General features: G+C 60.2%; 23 protein-coding genes and 1 tRNA gene. 9 read left to right on the plus strand and 15 right to left on the minus strand.

What is annotated here, in order from left to right; all coding sequences use genetic code 11:
- Positions 1-111: 111 nt before the first annotated feature.
- The 3 genes from infA to aat all read right to left on the minus strand — a co-directional run bounded on the left by infA (position 112) and on the right by aat (position 1,874).
- The gene (infA, locus tag CEC48_RS07400; RefSeq protein ID WP_002553999.1) at positions 112-330 is read right to left on the minus strand and encodes a translation initiation factor IF-1; all 219 of its coding nucleotides are present in this window, start codon (positions 328-330) and stop codon (positions 112-114) included.
- Between the two features lie 100 nt (positions 331-430).
- Positions 431-1,138: an arginyltransferase gene (locus tag CEC48_RS07405; protein WP_017479517.1), complete on the minus strand. Its 708-nt coding sequence runs from the start codon at positions 1,136-1,138 to the stop codon at positions 431-433.
- A 55-nt stretch (positions 1,139-1,193) separates the two neighbouring features.
- The gene (aat, locus tag CEC48_RS07410; RefSeq protein WP_088423142.1) at positions 1,194-1,874 is read right to left on the minus strand and encodes a leucyl/phenylalanyl-tRNA--protein transferase; all 681 of its coding nucleotides are present in this window, start codon (positions 1,872-1,874) and stop codon (positions 1,194-1,196) included.
- Between the two features lie 487 nt (positions 1,875-2,361).
- Here aat and CEC48_RS07420 point away from each other — a divergent pair, with 487 nt between their 5' ends.
- The 6 genes from CEC48_RS07420 to cysG are packed head-to-tail and all read left to right on the plus strand — an operon-like array spanning position 2,362 to position 9,867.
- On the plus strand, positions 2,362-4,770 hold the full coding sequence (locus tag CEC48_RS07420; protein ID WP_088423144.1) for a DNA translocase FtsK: 2,409 nt from the start codon (positions 2,362-2,364) through the stop codon (positions 4,768-4,770).
- A gap of 57 nt (positions 4,771-4,827) precedes the next feature.
- Positions 4,828-5,451 carry an outer membrane lipoprotein chaperone LolA gene (gene lolA / locus CEC48_RS07425; protein ID WP_088423145.1) on the plus strand — a complete coding sequence of 208 codons (624 nt, stop codon included), beginning with the start codon at positions 4,828-4,830 and terminating at the stop codon, positions 5,449-5,451.
- A gap of 27 nt (positions 5,452-5,478) precedes the next feature.
- Positions 5,479-6,801: a replication-associated recombination protein A gene (locus CEC48_RS07430; RefSeq protein WP_010172481.1), complete on the plus strand. Its 1,323-nt coding sequence runs from the start codon at positions 5,479-5,481 to the stop codon at positions 6,799-6,801.
- Positions 6,801-7,175 carry a fluoride efflux transporter CrcB gene (crcB, locus tag CEC48_RS07435; RefSeq protein ID WP_088423146.1) on the plus strand — a complete coding sequence of 125 codons (375 nt, stop codon included), beginning with the start codon at positions 6,801-6,803 and terminating at the stop codon, positions 7,173-7,175. Before CEC48_RS07430 ends, crcB begins: the two co-directional genes overlap by 1 nt.
- Positions 7,176-7,191: 16 nt before the next feature.
- Complete coding sequence (gene serS, locus CEC48_RS07440; RefSeq protein ID WP_088423147.1) at positions 7,192-8,472, plus strand: serine--tRNA ligase; 1,281 nt, start codon at positions 7,192-7,194, stop codon at positions 8,470-8,472.
- Complete coding sequence (gene cysG, locus CEC48_RS07445; protein WP_088423148.1) at positions 8,473-9,867, plus strand: siroheme synthase CysG; 1,395 nt, start codon at positions 8,473-8,475, stop codon at positions 9,865-9,867.
- Between the two features lie 128 nt (positions 9,868-9,995).
- Here the strand turns inward: cysG and CEC48_RS07450 are convergent, their stop codons facing one another.
- The 7 genes from CEC48_RS07450 to CEC48_RS07480 form a co-directional block, all read right to left on the minus strand.
- Positions 9,996-10,991 carry a glutathione S-transferase family protein gene (locus CEC48_RS07450; RefSeq protein WP_088423149.1) on the minus strand — a complete coding sequence of 332 codons (996 nt, stop codon included), beginning with the start codon at positions 10,989-10,991 and terminating at the stop codon, positions 9,996-9,998.
- Positions 10,992-11,079: 88 nt separating this feature from the next.
- On the minus strand, positions 11,080-12,081 hold the full coding sequence (locus CEC48_RS07455) for a glycosyl transferase family protein (RefSeq protein ID WP_088423150.1): 1,002 nt from the start codon (positions 12,079-12,081) through the stop codon (positions 11,080-11,082).
- Positions 12,078-12,413, minus strand: a complete 336-nt coding sequence (locus tag CEC48_RS07460; protein WP_088423151.1) for a TusE/DsrC/DsvC family sulfur relay protein — start codon at positions 12,411-12,413, stop codon at positions 12,078-12,080. The genes CEC48_RS07455 and CEC48_RS07460 overlap by 4 nt, the downstream gene beginning before the upstream one ends.
- A complete protein-coding gene (gene tusB / locus CEC48_RS07465) occupies positions 12,410-12,703 on the minus strand; it encodes a sulfurtransferase complex subunit TusB (RefSeq protein ID WP_088423152.1) in 294 nt (97 codons plus the stop codon). Before tusB ends, CEC48_RS07460 begins: the two co-directional genes overlap by 4 nt.
- Positions 12,703-13,053, minus strand: a complete 351-nt coding sequence (gene tusC, locus CEC48_RS07470) for a sulfurtransferase complex subunit TusC (RefSeq protein WP_088423153.1) — start codon at positions 13,051-13,053, stop codon at positions 12,703-12,705. Before tusC ends, tusB begins: the two co-directional genes overlap by 1 nt.
- 1 nt (position 13,054) lies before the next feature.
- Positions 13,055-13,447, minus strand: a complete 393-nt coding sequence (gene tusD, locus CEC48_RS07475) for a sulfurtransferase complex subunit TusD (protein WP_088423154.1) — start codon at positions 13,445-13,447, stop codon at positions 13,055-13,057.
- Between the two features lie 89 nt (positions 13,448-13,536).
- Entirely contained in the window at positions 13,537-14,208 is a 672-nt protein-coding gene (locus CEC48_RS07480; RefSeq protein ID WP_003219636.1) for a Bax inhibitor-1/YccA family protein, read from the minus strand.
- A 152-nt stretch (positions 14,209-14,360) separates the two neighbouring features.
- Here CEC48_RS07480 and CEC48_RS07485 point away from each other — a divergent pair.
- A tRNA-Ser gene (locus CEC48_RS07485) sits at positions 14,361-14,451 on the plus strand.
- 83 nt (positions 14,452-14,534) lie between these two features.
- On the opposite strand, the gene CEC48_RS07490 is transcribed toward CEC48_RS07485, so the two are convergent.
- Together CEC48_RS07490 and CEC48_RS07495 are read right to left on the minus strand one after the other, a co-directional pair.
- Positions 14,535-15,863: an OprD family porin gene (locus CEC48_RS07490; RefSeq protein ID WP_088423155.1), complete on the minus strand. Its 1,329-nt coding sequence runs from the start codon at positions 15,861-15,863 to the stop codon at positions 14,535-14,537.
- A gap of 233 nt (positions 15,864-16,096) precedes the next feature.
- Positions 16,097-16,351, minus strand: coding sequence for a hypothetical protein (locus CEC48_RS07495; RefSeq protein WP_088423156.1), 255 nt, complete (start codon positions 16,349-16,351; stop codon positions 16,097-16,099).
- Positions 16,352-17,053: 702 nt separating this feature from the next.
- Here CEC48_RS07495 and CEC48_RS31795 point away from each other — a divergent pair.
- The gene (locus CEC48_RS31795) at positions 17,054-17,251 is read left to right on the plus strand and encodes a hypothetical protein (RefSeq protein WP_088423158.1); all 198 of its coding nucleotides are present in this window, start codon (positions 17,054-17,056) and stop codon (positions 17,249-17,251) included.
- Positions 17,252-17,304: 53 nt separating this feature from the next.
- Here the strand turns inward: CEC48_RS31795 and CEC48_RS07510 are convergent, their stop codons facing one another.
- Positions 17,305-17,865 carry a fasciclin domain-containing protein gene (locus CEC48_RS07510; RefSeq protein WP_088423159.1) on the minus strand — a complete coding sequence of 187 codons (561 nt, stop codon included), beginning with the start codon at positions 17,863-17,865 and terminating at the stop codon, positions 17,305-17,307.
- A gap of 190 nt (positions 17,866-18,055) precedes the next feature.
- Between CEC48_RS07510 and CEC48_RS07515 the strand changes: the two genes are divergently transcribed.
- Positions 18,056-18,805 (plus strand): hypothetical protein, encoded by a 750-nt coding sequence (locus CEC48_RS07515; RefSeq protein ID WP_088423160.1) that lies wholly within the window; start codon positions 18,056-18,058, stop codon positions 18,803-18,805.
- A gap of 13 nt (positions 18,806-18,818) precedes the next feature.
- Here the strand turns inward: CEC48_RS07515 and CEC48_RS07520 are convergent, their stop codons facing one another.
- Together CEC48_RS07520 and xylG are read right to left on the minus strand one after the other, a co-directional pair.
- A complete protein-coding gene (locus CEC48_RS07520; RefSeq protein ID WP_088423161.1) occupies positions 18,819-19,955 on the minus strand; it encodes a sugar ABC transporter permease in 1,137 nt (378 codons plus the stop codon).
- Complete coding sequence (gene xylG / locus CEC48_RS07525) at positions 19,956-21,515, minus strand: D-xylose ABC transporter ATP-binding protein (RefSeq protein ID WP_088423162.1); 1,560 nt, start codon at positions 21,513-21,515, stop codon at positions 19,956-19,958. It abuts the gene before it with no gap.
- Between the last annotated feature and the right edge of the window lie 63 nt (positions 21,516-21,578).

Genomic DNA, 21,578 nt, shown 5'->3' on the forward strand with positions numbered 1-21,578 from the left:
GTCGACACAATCAGTGACTGACACGCCGCCTTCGCGAGCAAGCCCGCTCCCACATTAAATCCCGCACACACAAAAACGCCCGGCATAACCGGGCGTTTTGTATTGACTTGATTAACGGGCGCGGTAAGTGATGCGCCCTTTGCTCAAGTCATAGGGCGTCAGTTCGACGCGCACTTTGTCACCGGTAAGAATACGAATGTAGTTCTTGCGCATCTTGCCGGAGATATGCGCGGTTACGACGTGCCCATTTTCCAACTCCACACGAAACATGGTGTTGGGCAGGGTGTCGACGACAGTGCCTTCCATTTCGAAGCTGTCTTCTTTCGACATGCAGTAAAGCCCTCGGTATCCAGTGAATGGCCCGGTGCAACTGCGCCAGGCAAAAGCGGCGTGCATTGTGCCCGAAAAAGGGTGTTTAAGCCAAGAGGTTCTAGTTCAAGGTGACCCATCTTTGGTTAATTAGCAGCTCAATGGGTCGATATTGGGTCTTGTAGTTCATCTTTTTGCAGTTTTTGATCCAGTATCCGAGGTACACCGCCTCCAATTCCATGCGCAGGGCTTCGCCGATTTGCCACAGGATTGCAAAGCGTCCCAGGCTGCGGCGTTCCTCGGCGGGCTCATAAAAGGTGTAGACCGCCGACAGGCCATTGGGCAGCAGGTCGGTGACGGCTACCGCGACCAGGCGTCCTTCAAGGCGAAACTCGTAGAAGCGCGAGAAGGGCAGGTCGCGCACCAGGAAGGTGGAAAACTGGTCTCGGCTGGGTGGGAACATGTCGCCGTCGGCGTGGCGTTGTTCGATGTAGCGTTGGTAAAGGTCGAAGTATTCCTCACTGAAGCCCGGTTTGGCGGCAGTGACGGTCAAGTCGGCATTGCGCTTGAGGATGCGCTTCTGATTGCGGTCCGGCAGGAACTGCGCCACCGGGATACGCGCTGGTACGCAGGCGTTGCAGTTCTGGCAGTGGGGCCGGTAAAGGTGGTCGCCGCTGCGCCGGAAGCCCATTTCCGACAAATCGGCATACACATGCACGTCCATCGGCTGGCTGGGGTCGAGGAACAGCGTGGTGGCCTGCTCATCGGGCAGATAGCTGCAAGAGTGGGGTTGAGTGGCATAAAACTTCAAACGCGCCAGCTCGGTCATGATCAACCCTCGGATAAGCTTTGAAATAAGTGTAAGCCAGGTGCGGGGAAGTCGCCTAGGAAACCCACGGAGCAGAGCTGGTTTGGTCCAAATGGTCGCGCAGGTAACTGGCAAAGTCGCTGCGGGGGATGGCGCGGGCGCCGAGGCTGTGCAGGTGATCGGTGGGCATTTGACAGTCGATCAGCACAAAGCCCCATGCCTGAAGTTGCCGAACCAGGGTGGCAAAGCCGTATTTCGAGGCGTTGTCGGCGCGGCTGAACATCGATTCGCCGAAGAACAACTGGCCCATCGCCAGGCCGTACAGGCCGCCGACCAGTTCGCCCTCGTCCCACACCTCTACCGAGTGCGCATAGCCGCGCTGGTGCAGTTGCAGGTAGGCGCTTTGCATGGCTTCGGTGATCCAGGTGCCGTCTGCGTAACTGCGCGGCGCCGCGCAGGCCTGGATGACAGCGGCGAAATCCTGGTCGAAGGTCACGCTGTAGCGCTGTTGGCGCAACAATTTGCCCAGGCTGCGGGAAACATGCAGCTCGTCGGGGAACAGCACGGTGCGCGGGTCGGGCGACCACCAGAGGATGGGCTGGCCTTCCGAGAACCAGGGAAAGCAGCCATGGCGATAGGCCTGGATCAAGCGGTCGGCCGACAGGTCGCCACCGGCGGCGAGCAGGCCATTGGGTTCGCGCATGGCCTTGGCCAGCGGTGGGAAGGTCAGGGTGTTGCGTTGTAACCAGGTCAGCATGGCATCCAGGCTTACGGAAGGGGAGGGCGGTAACGGCGATGTTGCCCGTTGCAAGAGCTGTGATTATTGTCGACGAAACGCTCTGGGGCTACCCCGAACATGGGATCGATGCAGATAAGCATGAACGGGTGTTTCTGCAACTCTATGCCGGGGCCGTGGTCGTAATCGCGTACGTCGGTCGGCAAGCTAGCCTGGATTGGCAAAAACAGCTCATAAGCCTTTGTCAGTAAAGACAATGCATGCTCAAATTGAACGTTATGAAACCGAACACTGGCTATGCTGTGTAACGTGGGGCCAAGTGCGTGGCATAGCGCACACAAACCCGTACAATGCGGCCATTGGGGCGTTATCGCCGTTTCATGAATCAGTTGCAGAGTGTTAAAAGTAGCTTCACTGGCACTCGTTCATTTTTTACCTGCTCGGATTGAGCAGTATTTTGCAGTCATTCAATAGATGGACGCGCTAAAGGCGCAGGAAAAGACCCGTTTTGAAGAAATCCGCCGCAACACCTAAAGCCGCAGTCGTGCCCGCCTGGCGCCAGCACCTGCACTACCGCCTCAAGGAAGGTGCACTGATCGCCATCGGCGCGCTGTGCCTGTTCCTGATGATGGCCTTGCTGACCTATGGCAAGGACGATCCAGGCTGGAGCCATAACAGCAAGATCGAAGACGTACAGAACTTCGGCGGCCCGGCCGGCTCCTACAGCGCCGATATCCTGTTTATGGTGCTGGGTTACTTCGCCTATATCTTCCCGTTGCTGCTGGCCATCAAGACCTGGCAGATCTTCCGCCAGCGTCATGAGCCGTGGCAGTGGAGCGGCTGGCTGTTCTCCTGGCGCCTGATTGGCTTGGTGTTCCTTGTACTGTCGGGTGCGGCCCTGGCCCATATCCATTTCCACGCACCGACCGGTTTGCCGGCCGGTGCTGGCGGCGCATTGGGCGAAAGCCTCGGAGACCTGGCCCGCAGAACCCTGAATATCCAGGGCAGCACCCTGATGTTTATCGCGCTGTTCCTGTTTGGCCTCACCGTGTTTACCGACCTGTCCTGGTTCAAGGTCATGGACGTGACCGGCAAGATCACCCTCGACCTGCTCGAACTGTTCCAGGGCGCCGCCAATCGCTGGTGGTCGGCGCGGGTTGATCGCAAACGCATGGTTGCGCAACTGCGCGAGGTCGACACCCGCGTCAACGAGGTCGTGGCCCCAAGCACGCCGGACCGACGTGAGCAAGCCAAGGTCAAGGAGCGCCTGATCGAACGCGAGCAGGCCCTGACCAAGCACATGTCGGACCGCGAAAAGCAGGTACCGCCGGTGATCGCGCCTGCGCCGACCAAGGCGCCGGAGCCGAGCCATCGCGTGCAGAAAGAGAAACAGGCGCCGCTGTTTGTCGACAGCGCCGTGGAAGGCACCTTGCCGCCGATCTCGATTCTCGATCCTGCTGAAAAGAAACAGCTCAACTATTCCCCTGAATCCCTCGCGGCCGTCGGCCACCTGCTGGAAATCAAGCTCAAGGAATTCGGCGTCGAAGTCTCCGTGGACTCGATCCACCCGGGCCCGGTGATTACCCGCTACGAAATCCAGCCGGCTGCCGGCGTGAAGGTCAGCCGCATTTCCAACCTGGCCAAGGACCTGGCGCGTTCGCTGGCCGTGACCAGTGTGCGGGTGGTGGAAGTGATTCCGGGCAAGACCACCGTCGGCATCGAGATTCCCAACGAAGACCGGCAGATCGTGCGCTTCTCCGAGGTGCTGTCGACCCCGGAATACGACAACTTCAAATCGCCGGTCACCCTGGCCCTGGGCCACGACATCGGCGGCAAGCCGGTGATCACTGACCTGGCGAAAATGCCGCACTTGCTGGTTGCCGGTACCACCGGTTCCGGTAAGTCGGTGGGTGTGAACGCGATGATCCTGTCGATCCTGTTCAAGTCTGGCCCGGAAGACGCCAAGCTGATCATGATCGACCCGAAAATGCTTGAGCTGTCGATCTACGAAGGCATCCCGCACCTGCTGTGCCCGGTAGTAACCGACATGAAGGACGCCGCCAACGCCCTGCGCTGGAGCGTCGCCGAGATGGAGCGGCGCTACAAGCTGATGGCGAAGATGGGCGTACGTAACCTGTCGGGCTTCAACGCCAAGGTCAAGGAAGCCCAGGACGCCGGCACACCGCTGACCGACCCGCTGTACAAGCGCGAAAACATTCACGACGAAGCGCCGCTGTTGACCAAGCTGCCGACCATCGTGGTGGTGGTCGACGAATTTGCCGACATGATGATGATTGTCGGCAAGAAGGTCGAAGAGCTGATCGCCCGTATCGCCCAGAAAGCGCGGGCCGCCGGTATCCACTTGATCCTGGCTACCCAGCGCCCATCGGTGGACGTGATCACCGGCCTGATCAAGGCCAACATCCCGACCCGAATGGCGTTCCAGGTATCGAGCAAGATCGACTCCCGGACCATCATCGACCAGGGCGGCGCCGAGCAACTGCTGGGCCACGGTGACATGCTCTACATGCCGCCGGGCACCAGCCTGCCGATCCGTGTTCACGGCGCCTTCGTCTCCGACGATGAAGTGCACCGTGTGGTGGAAGCCTGGAAACTGCGCGGCGCCCCGGAATACAACGACGACATCCTTGCAGGCGTCGAAGAGGCCGGCAGCGGCTTCGACGGTGGCAGCAGTGGTGGCGACGATGACGCCGAGACTGACGCGCTCTATGACGAAGCGGTGCAGTTCGTCCTTGAAAGCCGCCGTGCCTCGATCTCCGCTGTACAGCGCAAGCTGAAGATTGGCTACAACCGGGCTGCGCGCATGATCGAAGCCATGGAAATGGCCGGCGTGGTCACCTCGATGAACACCAACGGCTCGCGCGAAGTCATTGCGCCAGCGCAGATGCGTGACTGATTACGTACCGCGTGGCAACACGCGGCACGCCTTGCAAACGAATCTATGAGGACTCCCATGCGTCTTATCCGCATGCTGTTGTTGCCGGCATTGGCCCTGACTGCTGTTTCGGCTCACGCTGATCCGGCTTCCGTTGCGAGCCTGACCAACCTGCTGGACAAATCCAAGACCCTGACCGCGCGCTTCTCCCAGTTGACCCTGGACGGCGGCGGCACTCAATTGCAGGAAACCGCCGGCGAAATGGCCGTGCAGCGTCCAGGGCTGTTCTACTGGAAAACCGACGCGCCAAACGATCAGACCATCGTTTCCGACGGCCAGAAAGTGACCCTGTGGGACCCGGACCTGGAGCAGGCGACCATCAAGAAGCTTGATCCGCGCCTGAGCCAGACGCCGGCGTTGCTGCTGTCGGGCGATGTGTCGCAGATCAGCCAGAGTTTTGACATCACCTCCAAGCAGGCCAGCGGCGTGATCGACTTCACCCTCAAGCCTAAATCCAAAGACACGCTGTTCGACAGCCTGCGCCTGTCGTTCCGCAACGGCGTGATCAACGACATGCAGTTGGTCGACAGCGTTGGCCAACGCACCAATATCCTGTTCACCGGGGTCAAGGCCAACGAGCCGGTGGCCGCGTCCAAGTTCAAGTTCGACATCCCGAAGGGTGCCGACGTGATCCAGGAATAAACTGCCTAGAGGTTTCAAACGCTGCCCATGGACCTGTTTCGAAGTGACCCGATTGCTCAGCCTCTGGCGGCGCGCCTGCGCTCGACCAACCTGGACGAGTACGTCGGGCAGGAACACCTGCTCGCTCGCGGCAAGCCTTTGCGCGAAGCCCTGGAGCAGGGTGCGCTGCACTCGATGATTTTCTGGGGGCCGCCGGGCGTGGGTAAAACCACCCTGGCGCGGCTCCTGGCGAAAGTCTCGGATGCGCACTTCGAAACGGTTTCGGCGGTGCTCGCTGGGGTCAAGGAGATCCGCCAGGCGGTGGAAGTCGCCAAGCAACAGGCCGGGCAATACGGCAAGCGCACCATCCTGTTTGTCGACGAAGTGCATCGTTTCAACAAGTCTCAGCAGGATGCGTTTTTGCCGTATGTCGAAGATGGCACGCTGATCTTTATTGGCGCCACCACCGAAAACCCGTCCTTTGAATTGAACAACGCCTTGCTGTCCCGGGCGCGTGTCTATGTGCTCAAAAGCCTCGACGAAGCCGCGATGCAGAAGCTGTTGCAGCGCGCGCTGAGCGAAGACAAGGGCTTGGGCAAGCGGCAGTTGAGTGTCAGCGAGGAAGGTTTCAAGATTCTGCTGACCGCTGCTGATGGTGATGGTCGACGCTTCCTCAACCTGCTGGAGAATGCTTCCGACCTGGCCGAGGACGGCAGCGAGATCGGTGTCGACCTGCTGCAAAGCCTGCTGGGCGACACCCGCCGGCGTTTCGACAAGGGCGGCGAAGCCTTCTACGACCAGATTTCCGCATTGCACAAGTCGGTGCGCGGCTCCAATCCTGACGGCGCGCTGTACTGGTTTGCGCGCATGATCGACGGCGGCTGCGATCCGCTGTACCTGGCCCGGCGCGTGGTGCGTATGGCCAGCGAAGATATCGGCAACGCCGACCCGCGCGCGCTGAGCCTGTGCCTCGCCGCCTGGGAAGTGCAGGAACGCTTGGGCAGCCCCGAAGGCGAGTTAGCGGTGGCCCAGGCCATCACGTACCTGGCCTGCGCGCCGAAGAGCAACGCGGTGTACATGGGCTTCAAGTCCGCATTGCGTGCAGCCGCCGAGCATGGTTCGCTGGAAGTGCCGCTGCACTTGCGCAACGCACCGACCAAGCTGATGAAGCAACTCGGCTATGGTGACGAATACCGCTATGCCCATGATGAGCCGGACGCCTATGCGGCTGGTGAAGATTACTTCCCGGATGACCTTGAACCGCAACCGTTCTACCAGCCAGTGCCTCGCGGCCTGGAGCTGAAGATCGGCGAAAAGCTCAATCACCTCGCCCAACTTGACCGGCTCAGTCCGAAACAGCGGAGAAAGTAGTGCTTAGAACGATTCTTGCCGTGTCCGTGGCCGGCATCGCTGGTACATTATTGCGTTTCGCCACCAGCACCTGGGTCAGCGCCAACTGGCCGAAGCATTTTTATGCGGCGACCCTGGCGGTCAACCTGGTGGGCTGTTTGATCATCGGCCTGTTGTACGGGTGGTTTTTGATTCGCCCGGACGTGCCGATTGAGATTCGTGCCGGCTTGATTGTTGGCTTTGTAGGCGGTCTGACGACCTTTTCATCCTTTTCACTGGACACGCTACGCCTGCTGGAAAGCGGGCAGGCACCGGTCGCCTTCGGGTACCTGGCCATCAGCGTGTTCGGCGGGCTGCTCGCCACCTGGGCTGGCCTGTCCTTGACCAAACTTTGATAAACGAGAGACCGACATGCTCGATTCCAAACTGTTACGTAGCAACCTTCAGGACGTAGCGGACCGCCTGGCATCCCGTGGCTTTGCCTTGGATGTTGCGCGCATCGAAGCGCTGGAAGAACAGCGCAAGACCGTCCAGACCCGCACCGAAGCACTGCAGGCTGAGCGTAATGCGCGTTCCAAATCCATCGGTCAGGCCAAGCAGCGCGGCGAAGACATCGCGCCGTTGATGGCGGACGTCGAGCGTATGGCGGGCGAGTTGGCTTGCGGCAAAGTCGAGCTGGACGCGATCCAGACCGAACTGGACTCGATCCTGCTGGGTATTCCCAACCTGCCGCACGAATCCGTGCCGATCGGCGCAGACGAAGACGGCAACGTCGAAGTCCGTCGCTGGGGCACGCCAAAAGCCTTCGATTTTGAGATCAAGGACCACGTCGCCCTGGGCGAATTGACCGGCGGCCTGGATTTCGAAACAGCCGCCAAAATGTCCGGCGCGCGCTTTGCCTTGCTGCGCGGCCCGATCGCGCGCATGCACCGTGCCCTGGCGCAGTTCATGATCAACCTGCACACCGCCGAACACGGTTACGAAGAGGCTTACACCCCGTACCTGGTTCAGGCGCCTGCGTTGATGGGCACCAGCCAGTTGCCGAAGTTCGAGGAAGACCTGTTCAAGATCAGCCGCGACGGCGAAGCCGATCTTTACCTGATCCCGACGGCCGAAGTGTCGCTGACCAATATCGTGGCCGGCGAAATTCTCGATGCCAAGCAACTGCCGATCAAGTTTGTTGCCCACTCGCCGTGCTTTCGCAGTGAAGCCGGTGCATCGGGCCGCGACACCCGCGGTATGATCCGCCAGCACCAGTTCGACAAAGTCGAGATGGTTCAGGTGGTCGAGCCGTCGACCTCCATGGAAGCGCTGGAAGGCCTGACCGCCAACGCCGAACGCGTCCTGCAACTGCTGGAGCTGCCGTACCGCGTTCTGGCGCTGTGCACCGGCGACATGGGTTTCAGCGCCGTGAAGACGTACGACCTGGAAGTGTGGGTGCCGAGCCAGGACAAATACCGCGAGATTTCGTCGTGCTCCAACTGCGGTGATTTCCAGGCCCGTCGCATGCAGGCGCGTTTCCGTAACCCGGAAACCGGCAAGCCTGAGCTGGTCCACACCCTCAACGGTTCGGGCCTGGCTGTAGGCCGTACCCTGGTAGCGGTGCTGGAAAACTACCAGCAGGCTGACGGTTCGATCCGCGTACCGGAAGTGCTCAAGCCGTACATGGCAGGCGTTGAGGTCATCGGCTAAATGGAATTTCTGCCGCTGTTTCATAACCTGCGCGGCAGTCGTGTGTTGGTCGTCGGTGGCGGGGAGATTGCCTTGCGCAAATCCCGGCTGCTGGCTGACGCCGGCGCGTTGTTGCGGGTGGTTGCTCCCCAGATTGAAGACCAGTTGCGTGAACTGGTGCAGGGCAGTGGCGGTGAACTGATTTTGCGCGGTTATCAGGAGGCCGACCTCGACGGTTGCACCCTGATCATCGCCGCGACCGACGACGAGCCGCTGAACGCGCAAGTGTCCAGCGATGCCCGGCGTCGTTGCGTACCGGTCAACGTGGTAGACGCGCCGGCCTTGTGCAGCGTGATCTTCCCGGCGATTGTCGACCGTTCGCCGTTGGTGATCGCAGTGTCCAGCGGCGGCGATGCGCCGGTGCTGGCGCGGTTGATTCGCGCCAAGCTGGAAACCTGGATTCCGTCGACGTATGGCCAGTTGGCCGGGTTGGCGGCGCGGTTTCGTAGTCAGGTCAAAGGTCTGTTTCCGGATGTGCAGCAGCGTCGCGCGTTCTGGGAGGAAGTGTTTCAAGGCCCGATTGCTGATCGGCAACTGGCCGGGCAGGGCGCTGAAGCTGAGCGTTTGCTGGTCGAGAAAATCAACGGTGCGCCGCCTCATGCACCAGGCGAAGTTTACTTGGTGGGCGCAGGCCCGGGTGATCCCGACCTGCTGACCTTCCGCGCCTTACGCTTGATGCAACAAGCCGATGTGGTGCTGTACGACCGCCTGGTGGCACCGGCGATTCTTGAGCTGTGCCGGCGTGATGCCGAGCGGGTGTATGTCGGCAAGCGCCGCGCCGACCATGCGGTGCCGCAAGACCAGATCAATCAGCAACTGGTGGATTTGGCCAAGCAAGGCAAGCGCGTACTGCGGCTCAAGGGTGGCGATCCGTTCATCTTTGGTCGTGGCGGTGAAGAGATCGAAGAGCTGGCGGCCCATGGCATCCCGTTCCAGGTGGTGCCGGGCATTACGGCGGCCAGCGGTTGCGCGGCGTATGCCGGTATTCCGCTGACCCACCGCGACTATGCGCAATCGGTTCGCTTTATTACCGGGCACTTGAAGGACGGGACTTCGGACCTGCCGTGGAGTGATCTGGTGGGGCCTTCGCAGACCCTGGTGTTCTACATGGGCTTGATCGGGTTGCCGATCATCTGCGAACAATTGATCAAGCATGGCCGTTCGGCGGATACGCCGGCGGCGTTGATCCAGCAAGGCACTACGTCCAACCAGCGGGTGTTTACCGGCACGCTGGCTGATTTGCCACGCATGGTGGCGGAGCATGAGGTTCATGCGCCGACACTGGTGATTGTGGGAGAAGTGGTGCAGTTGCGTGAGAAGCTGAAGTGGTTTGAAGGCGCTCAGTCGCAAGTCTAAACACCGCGACACAGTCCAGTGTAGGAGCGAGCTTGCTCGCGAAAAACTCAAAGGCACTGCGTTCATTCAGAATGAGCGCGTTATCGTTGACGACCTTCGCGAGCAAGCTTGCTCCTACAGGGCTTGGATCAACTCCAGACGCCTTTCCCGCTCAACCGCTCGCGGTCATGCTCCGCATCAAACGTCTGCAACGGCCCTTTCGGCACAATCCCCGTCGGATTAATCGTACGGTGACTGGCGTAGTAGTGCCCCTTGATGTGGGCAAAGTCCACCGTCTCGGCAATCCCCGGCCACTGATACAGTTCCCTTAGCCAATTCGACAAATTCGGATAATCCGCGATTCGCCGCAGGTTGCATTTGAAGTGGCTGTAGTACACCGCATCAAACCGGATCGCCGTGGTGAAAAGCCTTACATCGGCCTCCGTCAGGTATTCCCCCGCCAAATAACGATGCTCACCCAAGTGCTGTTCAAGGTGATCCAACTCGGCAAACACATCATCAAATGCCGCTTCATAAGCCTTTTGCGACGTGGCAAAGCCTGCGCGGTACACACCGTTGTTCACGGCGGGATAGATCCGGTCGTTCAGTGCGTCGATGGTCGAGCGCTGTGCCTCGGGATAGAAATCCAACTGATTGCCGGTCAGTTCATTAAACACACTGTTGAACATGCGAATAATCTCAGCCGACTCGTTGCTGACAATCCGCTTGAGCTTCTTGTCCCACAACACCGGCACCGTGACGCGCCCGGTGTAGCTGGCGGTGTCGGCGGTGTAGCGTTGGTGCATGTAGGTGAAGTCGTCGAGTTTGTCGCCGCTGGAGCCGTGGGCCTTGTCGAAGGTCCAGCCGTTTTCCAGCATCAACCAACTGACCACAGACACGTCGATCAGGCCTTCGAGGCCTTTAAGCTTGCGCAGGATCAATGTGCGGTGCGCCCAGGGGCAGGCGAGGGAGACATACAAATGGTAGCGGCCGGCTTCGGCCGCAAAGCCGCCTTCACCGGTCGGGCCGGGTTCGCCATCGGCGGTTACCCAGTTGCGGCGTTGTGCCTGTTCCCGTTGGAAGGCGCCGTCTGCGCTACTTTCGTACCACTGGTCATGCCAGCGTCCTTCGATCAGCAAACCCATGACTGACTCCTTGGCTAATAAGCGTTGGAGTGCAGTCTAAAGGTCTGAGTTCGAACAAAAAGCGCAAAGGCTGGGGGTTAATGATCGACTAAATCGATCTGTCCCGGGCGTCCCAGTATTGCTGGGCCAGTTCAAACGCCTGCTCCCTTGGGTGGCCGAGGCCGCGCAAAGCCAAGGCCATGGTGGCGATCAGTGCCAGTTGCGGGTAGCTGTCCTGCACGTCGCCGCGCCACAGCGCTTTCAAATGCTCGGGCTCCAGCGCCGCAGGTTTGACGTGGCGCTGAGCGGAGAGGGCGGGCCACTCTTCATCCCAGCTTTCGCCGCCGGTGGTGCCGTACAGGTGGCTGATGGTGTCCGGGTTGATCTCGATCTCGCCGCCGTCGCCCTTGACCACGATGGTGTTGTCGCCAAGCAAGCCGCTGGCATCGCGATGAACGCCCTGGTAACCCGGATGGAAGATGCTTTGCAGGCCGCAGCGGGCGCTCAGCGGATTGAGAATGCGTGCCAGGGAGTGGATCGGCGAACGCAGGCCCAGGGTGTTGCGCAGGTCGATCATGCGCTGCAGTTGCGGCGCCCAATCTCCCAGCGGGATAAACGCCAGGTTGCCCTTTTCAAGGGCGGCCTCGACCTGTTGCCAGTTGCGGCATAGCGGAATCTGCAAGCCTTCCAGCAATTGCTCGGTATACAGGCGGCCCGCCGTATGCGCGCCGCCGCCGTGCATCAGGATGCGCACGCCGTTCTGTGCCAGGCATTTGGCTGCCAACAGGCACCACGGCAGGTGGCGTTTTTTACCGGCGTAGGTAGGCCAGTCGACATCCACATTGAGTGACGGTGCATTCAGGCGTTCGCGCACGGCTTCGGTGAAACCCGCGAGTTCTTCCGGGCTTTCTTCCTTGTGGCGCAGCAGCATCAGGAAGGCGCCGAGCTGGGTGTCTTCGACCTTCTCATCCAGCAGCATGCCCATGGCTTCCCGGGCTTCCTCACGGGTGAGGTTGCGGGCGCCGCGCTTGCCTTTGCCAAGGATGCGCACGAACGGCGCGAACGGGTGCTCGGCAGGGGTTTCAGTGATCAACGGGGCAAAATCAGTCATAAGCAATTCGTCGGCCTGGGCAGGCCCGCCAGCTTGGCGGCGAGTTTGGCGGGAGTGCCTTTGAACAGTCGGTTGAGGTGCAGGCTGTTGCCCTTTTCCGGGCCCAGTTTCAAGGCGGTGTACTTGATCAGCGGGCGGGTAGCGGGCGACAGCTGGAATTCGTTGTAGAAGCCCCGCAGCAGCTCGAGGATTTCCCAGTGTTGCGGGGTCAGCTCCAGGTCTTCTGCGGTGGCGAGGGCGTTGGCTACGTCGCTGGACCAGTCGCTCAGGTTGGCGAGGTAGCCGTCCTTGTCCAGTTCGAGGGTGCGTTCGCCTACGGTCAGGGTGTTCATAGCCAGGTGTTGACCTTGTCGTAATCGATCGACAGCTGGACGAAGGCCGGGTAATCGACGCAGGCGGCCCAGGCAGGCAGCGCAAGATTGCGTGCCTGGCTGTCTTCGGCCAGCACAAACACCTTCACGCCCTTGGCTTGCAGGGCCTGGCAGGGTGCGCTGGCGGGTTGCAGGGCGTAGGCGCCATCGCCGCACAGCAGGATCGCGTCCTGGGCGCCACAGAGGCGCAGGCAGCTGTCCAGCCGGCTGTCGGTAAAAGGGGAGTGGGACACCACATGCAAAGTCGACATCAGAGGGTAATCACCTGGTCGTAACGGTCAATCATCTGTGAAATCTGTTCGCTGCTCAGCGGCTGGGCGTTGCCGGAGGCGGTCAGGCCACGCTCCGACAGGCTATGGCTGCAGGCAAACACCTCTTCAATGCCAAACAATTCCAGGGCCTGGAGGTTGGCGCTCAGGTCTTTCTGTTGCACGGCCTTGGCGTCCTGGCTCGCGGCCAGTTGAAACACGCCGTCATCCAGAAACAACAGGCCAATCGGCAAATCAAACGCGCCGCCAGCCAACACGATATCCAGCGCTTCACGGGCACTGGGGCCGGACCACGGTGCCTGTCGGCTGATCACCAGTAAGGATTTCGACATGTCACGGCCCTCCGAAGCAGATCAAACGGTCAGCGGTCTGGGCGGCGTCATGCAGTTGCCCCAGCCCGGACAGCGCCCACGGCGCCTCCAGGTTCACCGCGCTGCGTTGATAGCGGGTGGCCTCTTCGGCATTCAGCACCCCACGGCGCAGGGCCGCAGCGATGCACACCACGCCATCGAGCTGATGCTCGCTGACAAACTCGCGCCACTGGCGGGCGATGTCCTGCTCATCCTGCGGCGCAACCACGTTATTGGACGCGCTGTAGACGCCATCCTGATAAAAAAACAGCCGCACAATTTCATGCCCACCCGCCAGCGCGGCCTGGGCGAACAGCAAGGCACGGCGCGAGGAGGGCGCATGGGCGGCGGAAAAAAGCGCAATCGCGAACTTCATGGAACACTCTGAAGGCAAAACCTGTGGCAATGATAAAGCCGCAGGCAACAAAAAGCCCGCCGAAGCGGGCTTTTTGCATGTGGCTGCGATCAGTCGTCGCGGCCCATGATGCCGAAGATCTGCAACAAGCTGATAAACAGGTTGTAGATCGATACATACAGGCTGATGGTGGCCATGATGTAGTTACGCTCGCCACCCTGGATGATAGCGCTGGTCTGGAACAGGATGCAGGCCGAGGAGAACAGCACGAAACCGGCGCTGATCGCCAATTGCAGGCCGCTGATCTGGAAGAACATGCCTGCCAGTACTGCTGCCAGCAACACGAAGAAACCGGCGGTGATGAAACCACCCAGGAAGCTCATGTCCTTGCGGGAGATCAGCACGTAGGCCGACAAACCACCAAACACCAGGGCGGTCATGGCAAATGCCGAGCTGACCACTTCCGCGCCGCCGGCCATGCCGAGGTAACGGTTAAGGATCGGGCCGAGGATGAAGCCCATGAAACCGGTCAAGGCAAACGCCGACACCAGGCCCCAGGCCGAGTCGCGCAGCTTGTTGGTCAGGAAGAAAAGACCGTAGAAGCCGATCAGCACCACAAAGATATTCGGGTAGCCGACGCGCATTTGCTGGGCTACGAAGGCCATCACGCCGCTGAAAGCGAGGGTGAGAGCGAGCAAGCCGTACGTATTGCGCAGGACGCGGCTAACCTCTAGCTGCTCAGCCTGCGCGTTTCCATTCACTGCGTAATTCTGTTCGCGCATGGCGACACTCCTTCAGTTTTGAAACATTCAGTCGCAAGGATCATAACAGACGCTCTGTAACAAGCTATGGCGAGAGTTTGACAGTGTGTTTCATTCGGGTATTATGGCGCCCGCTGAGACAGGATGGGCTACGCTAATCCTGTGTTGCACAAGGGAAATTGGCAGAGTGGTTGAATGCACCGGTCTTGAAAACCGGCGAACGTTAATAGCGTTCCCAGGGTTCGAATCCCTGGTTTCCCGCCAAGATTCAAACAAAAGCCCCGCTAGTGCGGGGCTTTTGTGTTTCTGGCGTTTAGATAATGAATGGACTGCGCAAGCCCACCTGTTCAGAAGATATTCATCGGATACTCGGTAATCAGGCGCGTCGGCACCAAATGCCCCCCGGTGGACGCATCGCCATCGTGCCAGGCCTCCCGCAGGCGAAAGGACAGTTTCTTGGCCGGCCCACTCTGTACGACGTATTTCACTTCGGCGTCGGTTTCGTGTTCCTGGTCGTTGGCACCATAGAACCCGGTGTAGGCCGAGTTGCTGGCCGTATGCGTACCGTCGATGCCGGAGCCGCGAATATGGCGGGCCATGAAGCTCAGGCCGGGGGCGCCAAAGGTGCTCATGTCCAGGTCATAGCGCATCTGCCAGGACTTTTCGCCCGGCCCGTTGAAGTCGGAGTATTGCACCGAGTCAGCGAGGTTGATGGAGTTACCGTAGCGGCCCGCACCCACACCGGCGTTGGTCTCCCCAAAGCCTACATAGTCGAACGGCTCGTCACCATGGACCTTCTGTCCGGCCAGGGTGAAGGTCTGCGCGCCCAGGGTGTAGGCAGCCGCCAGCGAGGCGGCGGTGGTGTCGATGGTACCGGCCTTGGCGCTGCCGTCGTCCAGTGTGCGATAGAGGTTGAAGTCCAGCGCGACGGATTGGTCAGTGGTCAGTGGATGAACAAGGTTCAAATTGACGTAGTACTGATTCCACACGTCTTCCAGGTGCGCTCCGTACAGCGACGCGGTGAATTCCTTGCTGAACTGGTACTTGCCTCCCGCGAAGCTGGCCGACGCGGCACCCACACCGGCATAGCTGGCGAGAATGTCGCCGCTACGCGACGTGGTGGTGTTACCGGTGCCGGAGGTGTAATGACCGGCCTCCAGGTTCAGGCCGGTGATTTCATGACTGTCGATCTGGAAGCCTGACGCGGTCTGTGGCATCAGGTAGTTATCGGCGGTGGCGAACACCGGCGACGTGGGCTGCAAGTCGCCGACCTTGAGCGTGGTATTGGAAATGCGGAACTTGACGTCACCGCCGGCCTTCGCGAAGCCGTGATCCGGATTGCCATTGGCGTCGGAGGGAATGTTCGGGCCACCGGCACGGTCGGTGTCGCCGTCGATGCGCAACGCCAGGTCGGCAAACGCATCAATGCCGATGCCGATGGTGCCTTGGGTGAAGCCCGAGCTGTAGGTCGCCATCAGCGCCTGGCTCCAGTCACGGGTGTGGTTGCCGCTGCCGTTCTGGTTCCAGAACACGTTGCGGTTGAGAATATTTAAACTGCTGTCCGCGACAAAACCCTTGGAATCGGACTGATCGCTGGCGTAGCTCATGGCCGGGAAGGCAAATGCCAGCGCCACGGCCAAGGTATTGAGTTGAAGTAGCGGTTGACGTTTTTTCATTATTTTTGCTCCTGTGCACGAGTTCGTGTTGGAGCATTAAGGCGACAGCCCAGGCCATCAACAAATGAAACTGGATGAATGTTTTGATATCACCGTTTGCTGAATTCCAGGCAAAGAAAAGCCCGCGATGGGGAGGGCGGGCTTAAAGGTGTTCACTAGGAGCTGGAGTCACGATAAGCGTTCGATTGTGAAAGGCGCGTGAAAGGTTGCGCTCATCAGATCACCGCGATCACTTACTCGTTGTTCTCCCGCACAATCCTTCCCGCCTTCACCTCATCCGCATACCCGCTGAGCTTTTCCTGTTGGGCAGCGAGCAGGGTGCCCATCTTCATCAGGGCGATAGCTTCGTCTGGTGATCTGGCGGTTCCGGCGATATTGCTCAGCTCATTTACTGACCAGGCGATAACAGCCATCGCATCTTCGAGGTCGTAGAACAGTTCCTGCTGGGCGGTCCTTGGGCCGTCGAGCATTTCCATCAGATCGGCCATCTACCCGTGCTCCCCACAAAAACGCAAAGCAAAACGAGTCCACGCCTTGCTCCAGAAACTTTGATTTCGCCACTCAGTCATCCGTGTTATTGCGCAGCTTTCGTTGTATGACCGATCTTCACTGCCTCGCGTTCCCGCCATTCATCCTGTAAACACGCTGTCCCGCCGACCAGACTTCGCCGACCAAGGGCTGATCGCTCTGCGTACCTTTCGGCTATAACAGTTCAAGGGCGCAAAAAATGGCGAGTGTCGGGCATATTCTCAGGAGAGAACTCATGAGTGCTAAGGACATACCTCTGGGGCACGTGGTACCAGGCTATGTAACCTTTGTCGGGAGTGACACGCCGTGGGCCGGACGGCAGTTCATGAGCTTCAGCTATAGCGTCAACGGGCAGCGGTTTCACAAGTCTCTCAACGAGACGGTTGACGCTTGGTCAACGGCAACGCTTCGTAAAGCCACCTACGGCCTGCAGGTAGGAGACCCAGTGTCTGTTTGGTGTTCTCTCACTGACCCGGACGTGTGCTGCATCGGCGAAAAACCAGCCGAGAAACCAGCAATCTTGCGCTTGATAGAGACTCTGGGATCGTTAGGGCCGTTATGAAATTGATCCACACCGTTCGTCCATCGCCGGGCACTCCCAATCCCGCACCGCCTCTGATGTTCAAGCACGGACATCCCGCGCGCCAGAACGGAGAGCCAGCATGGAAATTGACGAGAAGGCCCCAGGGAACGTATCCCAGCAGGGCGTAACGCGCGGTACAGACAATGAAACCGGCCATGATCCCCGGCGCGGCCAACCTGAGGCGCCTCTACCACCGGATGACGACGCCCCTCTGGAAGAGGACATGTCGGACGTAGACGCCGCCGATTCTGTAGCGAGTGAACACCCCGACAATTGATGCACCCGAACAAGCCCGACCACTGCGTCGGGCTTTTTCGTTTCGAGCGACGATTACGGCATCAGCACCGAGTCAACCACATGGATTACGCCATTGGACTGCATCACGTCCGCAATGCTGATACCGGCCTTGCCACCCTTGGCATCCACCACCCACAGCTTGCCGTCATGCAGCTTGATCGTCAGCGGTTCACCTTGCACGGTTTTCAACATAACGGTACCGCCGTTCTTCTTGGCGTCGGCCATCAGTTGCGCAGCGGTATGAGTTCCAGGCACTACGTGATAGGTCAGGATTTTCGTCAGATCGGCTTTGTGCTCAGGTTTCACAAGCGTGTCCACGGTGCCTGCCGGCAACTTGGCAAAGGCCTCGTTGGTCGGTGCGAATACGGTGAACGGGCCTTTGCTGTTGAGGGTGTCAACCAGCCCGGCGGCCTTGACCGCCGCAACCAGGGTGGTGTGGTCTTTTGAGTTGACGGCGTTTTCGACGATGGTTTTCGTCGGATACATCGCCGCACCGCCCACCATCACGGTGTCGGCGGCAAAGCTGAGGGTTGTCGTGACGCAGAGGACCGTGAAGCAAGCGACGGCAGCAATTTTTTTGTAGATGGCGTGCATGATGTATCTCCTGGATTCTCGTGCCCCCGGTTGAGGGTATTGAATCTACGTACGAAGGATCAAAGTGGATGCACGTCTCGAAAAGTTATTCGTTTGCCGCCGCCACTGCACTTTTTTCCATTCTCCGGCTCTATCTCTGGCCCGACCACACTAATTCCCGGCGTGGACACAAGACCCAGACCTGGTGCCGATGGATCGCACGTTACTTGTTTTTATCACTCGATGGATGCGCCAGCCGCTGTTGCTGGTTGCGGTTTTGATGCTTTGCGCCAACGGTTGCAGCCAGCAGCAGGGGCGCGATATTGCCAAGCAGTTCAGCAACGGCAAACCCGATGAATTCTTCCAGACCAGCGTCGATCGCATGGCCACGCTGGGCATGCGCGACAACCTGCAAAGCTTGTATCTACTGATGAACAAGCTCTATCTGCGCAACCCCAACCAGTGGCGTCAATCAGGTTATCTGGACGCTGTAACCGCCGCCCGGCAAATCCGCCAGGCCATCGAGCTTCGCCAACCGCTGCCCGCCCTCGGGGACCGCCGCGACCTGGCGGCGCTGAGTTATTCCTTGAGCCCGCAGTTTCGCGGCGACCGGGTGGGCGCCTTTATCTATGCGATCGGCAGCATGATCGTTACCGCACACGGCGGGCACACCGAGTTTTATATAACGGATGCGATCAATCCGCAGTTCGTCAGCAACGCCGCGCGCAATATCGAGAAGGCCACCTGGCTGCTCAGCCAGCGCCAGGATGCCAACGGCTCGTTATTGCTGTTCTCCAACGAGATCTCGGAAGAGAGCAGCAACCTCAGTTTTGCCGTGGAGTTCGGCAAGATCGTCGCGCGCCTCGACCTGTTGACCCAGATGCTCGACGAACGCTACCGGCGCATCGGCCTCAACTATGCGCAAAGCTTGCTGCTGATGAATTTCCTGCCGGTGCAGTGACCCTCCGAAATGCTCAGCGCCGCCCGGTCCGCGTACTCACATCCACCCACACCGCCAGCACCAGGATGCTGCCCTTGACGATCATCTGCCAGTAACTGTCGACGTCGAGCATCGACATGCCGTTGTCCAGGCTGCTGATCACCAGCGCGCCGAGCAGGGCGCCGTACACCGTGCCCGAACCGCCGCGCATCGACGTACCGCCAATGAAGCATGCCGCAATGGCATCCAGTTCGCCCATGTTGCCCGCCGACGGTGAGCCGGCGGCCAGGCGCGCAGTGTTGACCAAGCCGGCGAGGGCGCACATCACGCCCATGATCCCGAAGATCCACAGCTTGACCGCCTGCACGTTGATCCCCGACAGCCGCGTGGCCTCCATGTTGCTGCCCACCGAGTAGATGCGCCGGCCAAATACGGTCTGGCTGGTGACGTAACTGAACACCCCCAGCAGCACCAGCAGAAGCAGCACCGGCACGGGAATCCCGTCGTAGCTGTTGAGGGTGTAGACGAAGCCGGCCAGCACGAAACCGATCAACACCACGCGCACGCTGTCGCGCAGCATCGATGGCAGCGCCAAGCCGTGCAGGGCGCGGTTGTGGCGTTGACGCCAGGTCAGGAATATCGCCAGCCCGAACAGCAACACGCCGAGAATCACCCCGACCGCCGTCGGCAGATAGCCCTGGCCGATGTACACCAGCTCCGGCGACACCGGCGCAATTGTGGTGCCGCCGGTAATGCCCAGCAGCACCCCGCGAAATGCCAGCATGCCGCCCAGCCCGACGATGAACGAAGGGATGCGCAGGTACGCGGTCATGTAGCCGTTGCCCAGGCCAATCAGAAAGCCGCACAGGGCGACGATAGCCAGGTTGAGCGGCAGCGGAACGTGATAGACCACATCCAGGATCGCCGCGACGCCGCCGAGCAAACCGAGCATCGAGCCCACCGACAGGTCGATCTCGCCGCTGATGATCACCAGCACCATGCCACAGGCCAGAATGCCGGTGATGGACATCTGCCGCAGCAGGTTCGACAGGTTGCGCGGGGTCAGGAAACCGCCTTCGGTCTGCCAACTGAAAAACACCCAGATCAGCACAACGGCGATCAACAGGGCGAGCATTTTGTAGCGGGTAAATAGCTGTTTGACCTGATTCATTTACGCGGACTTCCGATCATTATTATTGTCATGCCCGTTCGGTTGGCTGAGGGCGGCGGCGAGTACCTGTTCCTGGGTCAGGCCCTGGTTGATGAAGTCGCCGCGCAACTGGCCTTCGCCGATCACCAGTACGCGGTCAGACACCCCCAGCACCTCGGCCAGTTCCGAGGACACCATGATGATCGACACGCCTTCGGCCGCCAGCGCGCCCATCAATTTGTAGATCTCATATTTGGCGCCCACGTCCACGCCACGGGTGGGTTCGTCGAGGATCAGCACCCGGGGTTTGGTCAGCAGCATTTTGGCCAATACGGCCTTCTGCTGGTTGCCGCCCGAGAGACTGGTGATCGGCAGGAACGGGTTCGCCGTCTTCAGGTGCATGCGCTTGATTTCCTGCTCGACGCTGCCCAGTTCCGCCTCGGCGTTGATGCGCGTCAGGTGCGAGAAGCTGTCCAGCACCGCCAGGGTGATGTTGTGCCCCACGCCCAGGTCCGGGACGATGCCCTGGCGCTTGCGGTCTTCCGGGACCATGCACAAGCCCGCGCGAATCGACTTCAGCGGGGTGCGCGTATCGATCGGTTTGCCGTCCAGCCACACCTCGCCTTCGTAGCGTCCGGGGTAGCTGCCGAACAGCGCCGACACCAGCTCCGTACGGCCCGCGCCCACCAGCCCGGCGATACCGAGGATCTCGCCACGGCGCAGGGTGAACGAGACATCATCCACGCGCTTGCGGCCTGGGTTGTCGACGTCGTAGCAGGTGATGTGCCGCGCCTCGAACAGCACCTCGCCGACCGCATGGGGTTCGGTGGGGTAGAGGTTGCTCATCTCACGGCCCACCATCTGCGTGATGATGCGCGCCACGTCCATGTCGGCCATGGCCGTGGTCGCGATGTGTTTGCCGTCGCGGATCACCGCGATGGTGTCGCAGATCGCCGAGACTTCATCGAGCTTGTGGGAGATGTACACGCAGGCCACACCCTTGGCCTTGAGGGCGCGGATGATGTCCAGCAGCACATCGATTTCCGAGCGGGTCAGCGCCGAGGAGGGTTCGTCGAGGATCAGCAGGCGCGCCTTTTTGTTCAGCGCCTTGGCGATTTCCACCAGTTGCTGATAGCCGCCGCCGTATTGCGAGACGGGCAGGGCGACGTTCATGTCTGGCACTTTCAGCTCACGCATCAGGGCTTCGGCGCGGTGCATCATGGCGGGGTAGTTCATGCGCCCGCCGGGCAGTGTCAGTTCGTGGCCCATGAAGATGTTTTCGGCCACCGAGAGGTCGGGCACCAGGGTCAGTTCCTGGTGGATGATCACGATGCCGCAGGCTTCGGTTTCGGCGATGGAGTGGGCGCGCAGCGGCTGGCCGTCCCAGATAATGTCGCCGTCCCAGGTGCCATGGGGATACACCGCCGACAGCACTTTCATCAGGGTCGATTTGCCGGCGCCGTTCTCGCCGCACAACCCCACGCACTCCCCGGGTTTTACCTTGATGTCGATACCATTCAGGGCTTTGACGCCACCAAAGGTTTTGACGATGTTGTTCATTTCCAGCAGGTAGTCGGACATGGCGGATACTCATTCCACAGCGAAAAGGCGGGTGGCATGCAGGAGCTGCCTGAGGCGGCTCCT

It is taken from the genome of Pseudomonas sp. K2I15 (genome assembly GCF_002204795.1).
GTDB lineage: Bacteria > Pseudomonadota > Gammaproteobacteria > Pseudomonadales > Pseudomonadaceae > Aquipseudomonas.